The organism is Klenkia soli (assembly GCF_900103975.1).
GTDB classification, from domain to species: Bacteria; Actinomycetota; Actinomycetes; order Mycobacteriales; family Geodermatophilaceae; genus Klenkia; species Klenkia soli.
The window spans coordinates 175,642-187,419 of sequence record NZ_FNIR01000003.1 but is presented as its reverse complement, the minus strand read 5'-3'; the positions used below and the strand labels follow the sequence as shown (position 1 = coordinate 187,419).

Annotated in this window: 11 protein-coding genes; 3 read left to right on the top strand and 8 right to left on the bottom strand. The window is 70.4% G+C overall.

The window, feature by feature from the left end; genetic code table 11:
• The first annotated feature begins 109 nt into the window (after nt 1-109).
• On the top strand, nt 110-892 hold the full coding sequence (locus BLS67_RS05755; RefSeq protein WP_131801679.1) for a hypothetical protein: 783 nt from the start codon (nt 110-112) through the stop codon (nt 890-892).
• A gap of 201 nt (nt 893-1,093) precedes the next feature.
• On the opposite strand, the gene BLS67_RS05750 is transcribed toward BLS67_RS05755, so the two are convergent.
• Nucleotides 1,094-1,846, bottom strand: a complete 753-nt coding sequence (locus BLS67_RS05750) for a serine hydrolase (protein ID WP_091241293.1) — start codon at nt 1,844-1,846, stop codon at nt 1,094-1,096.
• A 173-nt stretch (nt 1,847-2,019) separates the two neighbouring features.
• Nucleotides 2,020-2,778, bottom strand: coding sequence for a response regulator transcription factor (locus tag BLS67_RS05745; protein ID WP_278247109.1), 759 nt, complete (start codon nt 2,776-2,778; stop codon nt 2,020-2,022).
• A gap of 356 nt (nt 2,779-3,134) precedes the next feature.
• On the opposite strand from BLS67_RS05745, the gene BLS67_RS24700 reads away from it, so the two are divergent.
• Nucleotides 3,135-4,604, top strand: a complete 1,470-nt coding sequence (locus tag BLS67_RS24700) for an ABC transporter permease (protein WP_207500336.1) — start codon at nt 3,135-3,137, stop codon at nt 4,602-4,604.
• 26 nt (nt 4,605-4,630) lie between these two features.
• Complete coding sequence (locus BLS67_RS05735) at nt 4,631-5,320, top strand: ABC transporter ATP-binding protein (protein WP_091241281.1); 690 nt, start codon at nt 4,631-4,633, stop codon at nt 5,318-5,320.
• Nucleotides 5,321-6,431: 1,111 nt separating this feature from the next.
• Here the strand turns inward: BLS67_RS05735 and BLS67_RS05725 are convergent.
• From BLS67_RS05725 to BLS67_RS05700, 6 genes are read right to left on the bottom strand one after another with little or no spacing between them, the layout of a single operon-like run.
• Nucleotides 6,432-7,400, bottom strand: coding sequence for an electron transfer flavoprotein subunit alpha/FixB family protein (locus BLS67_RS05725; protein WP_091241271.1), 969 nt, complete (start codon nt 7,398-7,400; stop codon nt 6,432-6,434).
• Nucleotides 7,401-7,428: 28 nt separating this feature from the next.
• Nucleotides 7,429-8,208 (bottom strand): electron transfer flavoprotein subunit beta/FixA family protein, encoded by a 780-nt coding sequence (locus tag BLS67_RS05720; protein WP_091241268.1) that lies wholly within the window; start codon nt 8,206-8,208, stop codon nt 7,429-7,431.
• Nucleotides 8,205-9,350, bottom strand: coding sequence for a glycerate kinase (locus BLS67_RS05715; RefSeq protein WP_165617490.1), 1,146 nt, complete (start codon nt 9,348-9,350; stop codon nt 8,205-8,207). Before BLS67_RS05715 ends, BLS67_RS05720 begins: the two co-directional genes overlap by 4 nt.
• Nucleotides 9,351-9,369: 19 nt before the next feature.
• Nucleotides 9,370-9,792, bottom strand: a complete 423-nt coding sequence (locus tag BLS67_RS05710; RefSeq protein WP_091241263.1) for a MaoC family dehydratase — start codon at nt 9,790-9,792, stop codon at nt 9,370-9,372.
• Nucleotides 9,793-9,827: 35 nt separating this feature from the next.
• A complete protein-coding gene (locus BLS67_RS05705; protein WP_091241260.1) occupies nt 9,828-10,607 on the bottom strand; it encodes an SDR family NAD(P)-dependent oxidoreductase in 780 nt (259 codons plus the stop codon).
• Nucleotides 10,604-11,773, bottom strand: coding sequence for an acyl-CoA dehydrogenase family protein (locus BLS67_RS05700; protein WP_091241257.1), 1,170 nt, complete (start codon nt 11,771-11,773; stop codon nt 10,604-10,606). Before BLS67_RS05700 ends, BLS67_RS05705 begins: the two co-directional genes overlap by 4 nt.
• Between the last annotated feature and the right edge of the window lie 5 nt (nt 11,774-11,778).

The following is an 11,778-nucleotide window of genomic DNA, read 5'->3' as shown; positions in this document are numbered from 1 at the left end:
GCTGCCCATCATCGACACCACACGATTGGGGCTGAGGCGCGAGGCAGTCTCATGTCGCACAGGAGGTCGGGGGCCGTTAGATGGCGGTGTCGCAGACGGAAGGCCAATGATGACGCAGCAGCCCAACGGTCCGGACGGCGATGACCGTGTACGACCGTGGCGGCGCCCGGACTTCCTCGAGCTCGTTCTGACCACGCGTGCCGAGAGTCGCGAGGGCAGCGAAGCCGACGAGTTCGGCTGGCAGGTCTGGGAGGGGTCGATCTACGCGGCCTGGTACGTCGACGGCGGGGTTCGCGAGGACCTGCCGACCGACGGTTCCGGCTGGCGAGGCTCGGACCCGATCCACGACGAGGACACCATGAAGCTGGTGGTCGGGGAGCTGGACCGGTGGATGCGGCGTCTGGACCTGGATGACACTTCCGATCTGCTCGAGGCGGCCGATGCGATCGCTCAAGACCTCCTGGACGTCGTCGAGCCGATCGCCGGCCGCGACGACGTATTGACCCAGGTCTGCTACGACCTCACTGACCAAGACTGGATTGACCGCCTTCTGGTGCTGCGAGTCGCAGAGGTCATCCCGCAGGTCCGAGGCTGGGGTGTCGGAGCTTGGGCGTCGGCGAGGTCGGTGCAGTTGCTCGCGCCCGACGCAGGAACGCTGATGCTGACCAAGGCCGCACCACGCGATCGCACACCGTTCCTGGCCGACCCCGACCGCGAACTGAGCCCAAGCGAGCAAAGGGCATGGACTGCGACGCAGAACAAGATCGCGGCGTACTGGTGCCAAACGTTGGGTCTGACACCACTACCGGACAACCCCGCCATGCTGATCGGCACGCTGGACACCATGGAAGACGCGATGCAGGCGACCCTGGCCGTGTGGCAGCGACGGTGACACCCGAGCCTGGGGTCACCGTCGTCGCCCCGCGCATCTCGGACTCGTCGCCAGGAGCGCACTGAACGCATTGCCTGACGGGCTTCGTCGCCTTGTTTCGTCAACGGCCTCCGCGCGCCGGTGATGGTCAGCGCTGCTCGGACACCTGCGGGAGGAAGGTGATGACGTCGGCGCAGGGGACGCGGACGTCCTCGTCCGGCATTAGGTGCCGCCGATCGTGGCGGCTGCAGCTGCGTCGAGCGCCTCTCCCGCCTGGGCCCAGCTGGTCGACTCCGGGAACGTGCCGAGCAGGACGAGCACGGTGCCGTCGGCGAGGACACCGGTGGAGTGCAGCCACCGCGTGTCGTCCAGGCAGCACATCCACCCCTGCTTCGCTGCGACCTGGTCGAGATCCAGGGACAGCAGGCCGAAGTCCTGGTCGAACCCGTCCGCGGCCGTGGAGGTGGTGGACTGCAGCCAGCCGGTGAGCAGGTCCCCGTCCGCGTCGGTCAGCGTGTCGGCGTAGGTGGCCAGCACCGTCGCGTAGTCGGCCGCGGTGGTCGTGGTTTGCCCCCACTGCCCGGCGTCGGCGGGCGGAGCGGTCCCGGTCAGGCCGAAGGTCTCCACGGCCGAGTCGACCAGTGCATCACCGTCGAAGTCGACCCACAGCTGGTTCATCGCGTCGTCGTCGGAGGCCTCGATCGCCGCCTGCATGAGCTGCAGGTCCGCAGACGTGAGGACCAGGGTCCCGGTCTCGGCCTGCAGGAGGATCTGGTGCACCACCAGCAGCTTCACCAGTGACGCGGTGTACACCGGCGTCGACGCGTCGGCAGAGGACAGCAGGGCCTTCCCGTCGGCGTCCAGGACGGTGACCTCGATGGTCCCTCCCGCGGCGGCGGCGATGTCCTCGACCTCGGTCAGGACGGCCGCTGCAGCGGTCGGGTCTGCGGTTGTCCCACCGTCCTGGACGCTCACCGCACTGCCGGGACCGGAGCTGGGCGTCGACGCGCCGATTGCGGCTGCGGTGTCCAGGGAGTCCCCCGCTCCTCCCAGGGCCGGGATCGTCATGGCTCCGGCCAGGACGAGCAATGGGGCCACGGCGGCGAGGAGACGGCGTCTCCTGACGGCGGCAGGTGGGGTCACCGGGGTCATGAGGAGCGACTGGGCTTGAGCACGTACCCGGCGCCGCGCAACGTGTGGATCATCGGGGCACGGCCGGCGTCGATCTTTCGGCGCAGGTAGGAGATGTAGAGCTCGGCGACGTTGCCCTGCCCGCCGAAGTCGTGGTGCCAGACGCGGTCGAGGATCAGGGCCTTGGACAGGACGCGCCCAGGGTTGCTCATCAGGTACCGCAGCAACTTGAACTCGGTTGCGGTCAGGACGACGGCGTCACCGCCGCGGGTGACCTCGTGCGCCTCCTCGTCCAGCACCAGGTCCCCGACGACGAGCAGACCGTCGTCGGGACCACGCAGAGTGCGGCGCACCAGGCCGTGCAGCCGGGCCGCCACCTCCTCCAGGACGAAGGGCTTGGTGACGTAGTCGTCACCGCCGGCGGTGAGACCGGCGATGCGGTCCTCCACGGCGTCCTTCGCCGTCAGGAAGATCACCGGTATGTGCGGGAGATCGGCGCGCAGGTGCCGCAGGACCTCCAGGCCGTCCATCCCCGGCATCATCATGTCCAGCAGGACCGCGTCCGGCCGGGTCTCCCGGGCCGTACGGACCGCATCGGCGCCGTCGGCGGCGGTCGCGACGTCCCAGCCCTCGTACCGGAGAGCAAGGCCGAGCAGCTCCCGGATGGAGGGCTCGTCGTCCACGACCAGAACCCGCAGGGGACTGCCGTCCGGTCGGGTCAGCTGGTCACGCGAGATGGGGTCCATCTCCGCCGGGCGGGAGGCGATTGCGGTCATGCCGATCACCGTGCCCGTGTGTCCTACGCGTCCGCTGTGGACGGGCCAAGGGCCCACTGAGGTCTCCGGGACGTCTCGACGCGGTCCGCGGTCCCGGCCCACCATGCGCCGGCGGGACGACTGCTCCTGTCCGGGGAGCGATCACCCTGTCCCCTGACGGCGCCGACTCACAGGCTCGGTGCTGACCAGCTCTTGGCCCAGTCACATGTCCCTCCGGACGATGGCGGCAGACCCATTCTGTGCCCGCCGACCGAGGGGTCCGCGGGGCATCACCTGTCTGACCGGCCCCGGGGCCGGTCGCCGTCTCGAGGAGATCCATGCTGCTGACCTACGTACGACGAGAGCTCAGGGGGCGGATGCGGCAGACCGTTATCGTCGCCGTGGGTCTGGCGCTGGCCATCGCGCTCGTGCTCGTCGTGAACGCGGCATCCGCCGGCGTCAAGAACGCCCAGGCGGACGTCCTGGACTCCGTCTACGGGGTCGGCACCGACATCACCGTGACCCAGGCCGCCCAGCCCGGCGCAGACGGCGGCCGGGGTCAGTTCTCCTTCGGCAGCGGAGCGGGCACCACCGGCACCGACGGGTCGACGACCGTCGCCAGCGACCAGCTGACCGTCGGTCGGGGCACGACGGCCATGAGCAGCGACGTGCTGGCGACCATCACCGGGGCCGACGGGGTCTCCGACGCCACGGCCACCCTCGTGCTGAACGACCAGACCTTCAGCGGCCAGCTGCCGGACGCAGGCACCGCGCAGGCTGCTCCCCCGACCGGGGGCGCCACGGGAGGCGAGGCCGACGGACAGGCCGACGGACAGGCAGACGGGCAGGGCGGGGGCGGATTCGGCGGCGGCAACTTCGACGTCGACAGCTTCAGCGTCGAGGGCATCACCCCGGGCGCCACCGCGCTGGGCCCGCTGGCCGGTGCGACCGTCGCCGACGGCCGCGGTTTCACCACCGCCGACGCGACCGCCGACGTCGCCCTGATCTCGCAGAGCTACGCCGACAGCGCGACCCTCGCCGTGGGCAGCACCATCACCCTGACCGGCACCCCCGTCGAGGTGGTCGGCATCCTCTCCAGCGACGACTCGGCCACCACGTTGTCCGACGTCTACCTGCCGATCAGCGTCGCCCAGACCCTGTCCGGGCTGACCGACCAGGTCACGAACGTCTACGTCCAGGCCGAGAGCGCGGACACCGTCTCCGCTGCGGCCGCGGCCATCAGCACGGCCCTGCCCGATGCGACGGTCACCACCCAGGCCGACCTCGCCTCGAGCGTCACCGGTTCGCTGTCCTCGGCGTCCTCCTTGGTGCAGAACCTCGGGAAGTGGCTCTCCATCGCGGTGCTGGCCGCGGCCTTCGCCCTCGCCGTCCTGTTCACCATCTCCGGCGTGACCCGCAGGACCCGCGACTTCGGCACGCTCAAGGCGCTGGGCTGGAGCAACGGGCGGATCGTCCGCCAGGTGGGCGTGGAGTCCTTGGTCACCGGGCTGATCGGCGGCGTCGCTGGTCTCGTCCTCGGCCTCGGCGCGATCCTCGCGCTCAACGCCGCGGGCATCAGCCTGGCCGGCACCACCGGCGGGACCGCCGTGTCGGCGGCCGGGGCCGGTGCTCCCGACGGCGGCGCGTTCGGCGGCCCCGGCGGTGGCGCCGGGGGCGGCCAGGCAGTGAGCAGCACCGTCCAGACCGTGCTGCACGCCCCCGTCGATCTCGGCTTCATCGGCATCGGGGTCGGCATCGCCGTGGCGGGCGGGCTGCTCGCCGGCGTCATCGGCGGCTGGCGCGCTTCCCGGCTCCGCCCCGCCGCCGCGCTGCGCAGCATCGACTGACCTCCCCCTCGACAGGAAGAGACACCGTGTACACGCTCACCGACGTCAGCAAGACCTACACCACCGGTAAGAAGAAGGTCGAAGCCCTCAAGAACGTCGACCTGACGATCCCCGACGGCCAGATGGTCGCCATCCAGGGCCCGACCGGTGGGGGCAAGTCGACCCTGCTGCAGATGCTCGGGGCCCTGGACCGGCCCACGTCGGGCTCCGTGCTGCTGGGCAGCGACGACCTCGCGAAGGTCTCCGACGCCAGGCTCACCCAGCTGCGGGCCAGCGAGATCAGCATCGTGTTCCAGGGCTTCAACCTGATCCCCACGCTGACCGCCCAGCAGAACGTCGAGACGGCGCTGGTCCCCCTCGGCGTCCCCGCCCGGGAGCGGGCCGAGCGGGCAGCCGCGGCCCTGGAGTCCGTGGGTCTGGGCGAGCGGAGTGCCCACCTCCCCCTGGAGCTGTCCGGTGGCCAGCAGCAGCGGGTGGCCATCGCCCGGGCACTGGTCCGGAAGCCCAAGGTCCTGCTCGCCGACGAGCCGACCGGGAACCTGGACGAAGCCACCCGGGACGAGATCATCGAGCTGCTCGAGCAGCTGTGGCGCGAGCAGGGTCTGACCCTGATCGTCGTCACCCACGACTCGTGGGTCGCCCGCCGGGCACAGCGCCGGCTGAAGATCACCCGGGGAACGGTCACCGACTCCGGGGTGACGACCCCGGCGGCCTGAGCGGCGGTCGCTGCCACCCAGGAGGGGATCGCGGGAGGTCCACGTCGTGGTGGGTCAGGTGGGCCCCCGCGGTCTGCGGAGCGGGGGTGCACCGGGCCGATGTGCTGGGCCAGCGCGACCAGCCGAGTCTCGGTCACGGGCACCGGCCTTTGCGATCGCCGGGTGACGTGGGTCGTCATGGTCCGGGGAGGCTGTGGCTGGGCAACCTGCCCGGTGCTCCCGGGTCTCGCTTGTCCCGGGGAAGGGGGGCACCAGCCATCACGCCCGGCTTGGTCAGCGTCCTCGCTCCGGCCACGCCAGGTGGAAACTCATGGTGCTCCGCGCGCGCCCCCTGCCCAGGAAACCTTGACTGTGCAGATCAGATAGCTCGGTGACCAGCACGAGCTCCAGGAACGGGCCCGGATCTGCAGCATCGGGGCGGCAGCAACCCGAGGTGTGCGCCAACATCTCATCCAGATCCGAGCTGAGCTGCTGCAGGTCTAGATGCTGGATCCTTCCCAGCTTGTCCGCCAGCCGTGACAACGCGGTCAGGATGGAGAGCCTCGGAAGCGGGTGCGTTCCGGCCGTGGCCTGGAGATGAGCCTGGAACTTCTCCGAGGCGACCAGTACTGAGCCAGCAGCCAGATCCCACGTAGGGTCAGGCTCCCCCAGCCCGTACCGGGTACTCATACCGGCGCCACCCTCATCACGGCTCGCACCGTAGTGAAGGTGCTTCAGGAACTCCTCTACCCGTACAGAGCCGCACCGCTTCGGACACTGCATCGATCTGTACGAGGCCACAGCGCTGAGCGTCGGTGACCAAGCGCAGCGTGAAGCGGTGACGGCGCAGCTCTCGCAGTGAGGACGGGCCCATGTCCACCAGATGAGCTACCAGCTCATCATGGGTTCTACGTGGAGAACGCGGAACGCCAGGAGGGTGCCGCTCGCCGGGGTGCTCCGCACTGACCACGGCGCAGAACCCGTGCCGAAGACACGGCACGCGTTGGCCAACCTCCGGCACCAGCCCTTGTCCGGCATAGTGCAGAACGGCACCGCAGTCCAGGCCAGCCCGGTGCCGGCCACCTCGCGCTTCCGTGCTCTTCATCGACACCATCGAGCGACCTCCGACAGGTCAGGCGCGAGCGCGGGCGGTGATCTGCTCCGTCGCGGCGGGGACGACGGTGTTCAGGTCGCCGACGACGCCGAAGTCGGCCAGCTCGAAGATCGGCGCCTCGGGGTCCTTGTTGACCGCGACGATCGTCTTGCTGGTCTGCATGCCGGCCCGGTGCTGGATGGCCCCGGAGATGCCGACGGCGATGTAGAGCTGCGGCGAGACGGTCTTGCCGGTCTGCCCCACCTGGAACGAGTGCGGGTAGAAGCCGGAGTCGACCGCGGCCCGGGAGGCGCCGACGGCGGCACCGAGGGAGTCGGCCAGGCCCTCGATGACGGAGAAGTTCTCCGCCGAGGCCACGCCGCGACCACCGGAGACGATGATCGAGGCCTCGGTCAGCTCGGGGCGGTCGGACTTCTGCTCGACCACCCGGTCGACCACCCGGGTCTGCTTGGCGGCATCGGAGACGGCGACGGTGACCGTCTCCTCCTCGGCGGCACCGGCGGCCGGCTCGGGGGTGACCGAGTTGCCGCGCAGGGTGTAGATCGGGGTGCCGGTGGTGACCTTGGAGTGCACGACCGTCGCGCCGGCGAAGGCCACCTGGGTGGCCGTGCCGTCGGCGGCGATGTCGGTGACGTCGGTCAGGAACCCCGAGCCGGTCTTGATCGCCAGACGACCGGCGATCTCCTTGCCCTCCGGGGTGGAGGGGATGACCACGGCGGCCGGCGAGCGGTCGGCCACCAGCTGGGCCAGCACCTCGGCCTTGGGGGCCACCAGGTAGGCATCGATGTCGTCGGACTCACCGACGTACACCTTGGCCGCGCCGTACTCGGCCAGGGCGTCCTTGACCGACGCCGCGGTGCCGGGGGCACCGAGCACGACGGCCGAGGGCTCACCCAGCACGCGGGCGGCGGTGAGTGCCTCCAGGGTGGTCTTGCGGACGCCGGAGCCGTCGGGGGCGACCTCGACCAGGACCAGGACTTCAGCCATGACTGCCTCTCTTCCTCGAGCTACCGGGTCAGACGATCTTCTGGGCGGCCAGGTAGCCGACGAGCTTCTCGGCGCCGTCGCCCTCGTCGGTCACCTTCACGCCCTCGCCCTTGGGCGGGCGGCCGGCGAAGTCCAGCACCTGGCTGGTCGCGCTGGCCAGGCCCACCGAGCCGGCGTCGACGCCCAGGTCGGCCAGCGACAGGGTGGTCACCGGCTTCTTCTTGGCGGCCATGATCCCCTTGAACGAGGGGTAGCGGGGCTCGTTGATGGTGTCCCAGGTGGACACGATCGCCGGGGTCTGCGCCTCCAGGGCCCAGAAGCCCCCATCGGTCTGGCGCTCCACCTTCAGCGAGGTGCCGTCGACGGTGAGCTTGCGGGCACCGGACAGGTGCGGCACACCCAGGCGCTCGGACAGCAGGGCCGGCATGACCGACACCTGCCCGTCGGTGGACTCGGCACCGCAGATCACCAGGTCGTACTCGAGCTGCGAGAGCGCCGCGGCGATGACGGCCGAGGTCTGCACCGCGCACGAGCCGTGGATCGCGTCGTCGGTCACGTGCACGGCCTTGTCGGCGCCCATGGACAGCGCCTTGCGGATCGCGTCGGTGGCGCCGGCCGGGCCGACGGTCAGCACGGTGACCTCACCGCCCTGCGACTCCTTGACCGTCAGCGCCTCCTCGACGGCGTACTCGTCCATCTCGTTGATGACGTTGTCCGCGCTGGCGCGGGCGACGGTGTTGTCCGAGCTGTCCAGCGCACGCTCGCTGCCGGAGTCGGGGACCTGCTTGACAAGAACGACGATGTTCACGAGATCTCCTCGAGGTGTTGTCGGGATGAGCGGAAGCGGTGGCGTTCCACCAGCTGTGCTGTCGCCGACGCGATCAACCGCTCCGCGTGGGCGTAGGTGTCTGACTGGTCGAGGCGTGCGAGCTCTACCAGCGACACCTGATCGGCGATGCCCCGAGCGCGCAATGCCGGTAGCGGGGCGTCGATCCGCCCAGCCACGGCATACGCCGGGGTGCGGTGCGCCTGCGCCAGGGCCGCTACCTCGCTCGGGGCTTTGCCACGGAGCGTCTGCTCGTCCAGGCTGCCTTCGCCGATGAAGACCAGGTCAGCCCAGTCGATGGTCTCGGCTGCCCGGGAGAGCTGGAGGACAGCCTGGGCGCCGGACTTGATGCTGGCGCCCAGCAGTGCCACTGCTGCTGCCGCGATACCGCCGGCCGCGCCGGTACCCGGCCGCTCTGCCAACTCCGGATCCCTTGCCTCGGCTGCGTAGACCGCGGCGAGATGCGCGAGCTGATCCTCGAGGAAACGCACCTGTTCGGGGTTGGCACCTTTCTGGGGTCCGAAGACGTGAGCCGCCCCTTCGGGGCCGATCATGGGATTGGAGACGTCCGTCGCGATCACGAGCGGGATGGAGGCGAGGTGCTCGGGCACGTGATGCGCGGTGAAGCCCGTGACGAGGTGCAGGTTCTCGACCGTCGCTGCCAGTGGTGCGCCGTCCTGCGCGTGCGGGTGGAAGCCCAACGCGTCGAGGAAACCGATCCCGCCGTCGGTGGAGGCGCTGCCGCCCACTCCGACGACGACGGTGTCGACGTCCTGGGCCAGTGCGCAGAGGACGGCCTCGCCAGCTCCCCTGGTGCCCGCTCGCAGAGGGGCCAGCTTGCCGCCCGGTAGACGCTGCAGGCCGCAGCAGTCGGCCAGCTCGACGTAGGCCGTGCGGTCCAGGACGGCGACGTGGGTGTCGACGGGTCGGCCGGTGGGCCCCGTCACCCTGGTCGGAACCAGGAGCGCACCGGCCGCTGCGACTGCGGCCAGCGTGCCCTCTCCCCCGTCGGCGACCGCAATGCTGCGGACCTCCGCGGCGGACGCGGCGCGATGGATTCCACGCGTCATGGCTTCCGCGACTGCCGCTGCGGACAGCGACCCTTTGAACTTGTCGGGCGCCACAGCCACCCGAAGCGGCCGCTCACCCATCGATGGGCCCAGGTGGTTCCACGAAGGCGAGAACGTGGGTGGCGACGAGGACCACCTCTCCGTGGTGGTTGCGCACCTCGATGTCCGAGTGCGCACGTCGTCGGTCGGCATCCCAGTGGGCAAGGCGGTAGTGCACGGTGATGGTGTCCCCGAAGCGCACGGCACCGGTGAACCGCACCCGGTCATAGCCGAGGGAGACCGCATGACCACCGAGGGAGGCGGCCATCTGGGTCGATGCTGTGGACGTGTAGCCCAGCACGAGGACTCCGTGGGCGATCCGGCCGCCGTAGCGGGTGCCGGCCATGAAGGACTCGTCGACGTGGTTGGGGGCGAAGTCCCCGGTGATGCCTGCGAAACCGTAGACGTCGGATTCCGAGACGGTCTTGGCGAAGGTGACCGACTGGCCGATCTGCACGGGTGGGTCCGCGTGCGGTGCCCCTTGCTGCTGGCTCACGTGATGGAGTACCCGCCGTCCACGGGCAGCACGACACCGGTCACGTACCGAGCCGCATCCGACAGCAGGAAGCCGACGGCGTCGGCCACGTCATCGCCATCGGCCAGCCGCCGCAGCGGGATCCGGCCGAGGACGCGGGTCCGGAAATCCTCCTGTCCGAGCACTTCCGCCGTCATCGGCGTCTCGATGTATCCGGGGGCCACGGCGTTGACCCGAACACCCTCGGGCCCCAGTTCCACCGCCAATCCCTTGGTCAGTTGCGACAGGGCGGCCTTCGTCGCTCCGTAGGGGACGATTCCCGCAACGGCTCGATCGGCGGACAACGACGTGATGTTGACGATCGATCCACGGGTCTGGACGAGCGCGGGGGCGGCGGCACGGCACAGTCGGTAGGCCGCGGTCAGGTTGACCGACAGCAGCCGCTCCCAGTCCTCGTCGCGGACATCGACTCCCGGGACTCGCAGCTGGATGCCTGCGGCGTTGACGAGCATGTCGAGGCGCCCGTGGCGTTCTAGGGCCAGGCCGACGGCCGCGTCGGTGATCGCGGGGTCGGTCAGGTCGCCGCACACGGCCAGACCGCCCAGGTCGGTGGCCACGGTGCCGACGTGGGCGGCCGCGTCGAGCAGCACGACGTCGGCGCCCTGGCCGGCCAGGGCTCGGGCGATCGCCGACCCGATCCCGCCGGCGGCCCCGGTCACCAAGGCACTGCGCCCGCGGAAGCGGTCGCCGTCTGCTGCTCGGGACGGCCGGAGGGCCGTCCTGCCCGGGGCCGTCACGCCGCCCGCCGCGGCAGGATGGACCGGCTGATGATCAGGCGCTGCATCTCGCTGGTGCCTTCGTAGATGCGGGTGATGCGCGCATCGCGGTACAGCCGCTCGACCTCGTAGCCCCGGATGAAGCCCGAGCCTCCGAACACCTGCAGCGCGGCGTCGACGTGTCGGTTGCAGCCCTCGGAGGCGAACAGCTTGGCCATCGAGCACAGCACTGCAGCCTGGGCGTCCCCGCCGATGAGCGCCCGGGCCGCGTCCGTGCACAGCGCGACCGCTGCGCGGAGTTCGGTGGCGAGGGTGGCCAGGGGGAAGGCGATGGCCTGGTTGGCTGCGATGGGCGCGCCGAACTGCTGGCGGTCCAGGGCCTGGGTGGTTGCCGCGGCGAGGGCGGCCCGGCTGATGCCGAGGCTGAGCCCGGCGATGCCGAGCCTGCCCTTGGCGAGCACCTCCATCATGTACCCGAAGGCTCGTCCCTCCTCACCGAGGAGCGCCTCCCCGGGGATGCGGGCCTCGTCGAAGACCAGACCACCGACCTGGCTCGCGCGCTGGCCCATCTTGTGCTCGTGGTAGGCGCGGGTGACTCCCTGCCCGTCCAGATCGACGATGAACACGGAGATCCCGCCACGCTTGCCCTTCACCGGATCGGTGACGGCCAGCACCACGGCGAAGTCCGCCACGGGGGCGTTGTGGATGTAGATCTTCTCGCCGGTCAGCACCCAGTCCGAGCCGTCCCGGACCGCCCGGGTGCTGATGCTGCCCAGGTCCGATCCGGAGCCGGCCTCGGTCATGGCGTAGGCGCAGGTCTTCTCGGCCCGCAGCAGCGGCGAGAGGTAGGCGGCCTGCTGCTCCGGTGAGGCGAAGGCGGCGAGCAACGAGCCGACGATCTCCACGAGCCCGCACTGGTCGGCCACGGAGGAGTACCCGTAGGACAGGGCCTCCATGACGTGCAGGTAGTCCAACGGCGAGGCCCCTGCCCCACCCAGGGCCTCGGGGACGGTGATGCCGAACAGGCCGATCTTGCCCATCTCGGCGTAGATCTCGGCCGGGAACCGTTCGGTGAGGTCGAGCTCCTCGGCGAGGGGTCGCACCTTCTCGTCGACGAACTGCCGGATGACATCGCGTTCGTCGGCGCCGAACACGTCGGTCGGGACGGAACTGGTGAGTGCGGTCATGTCCT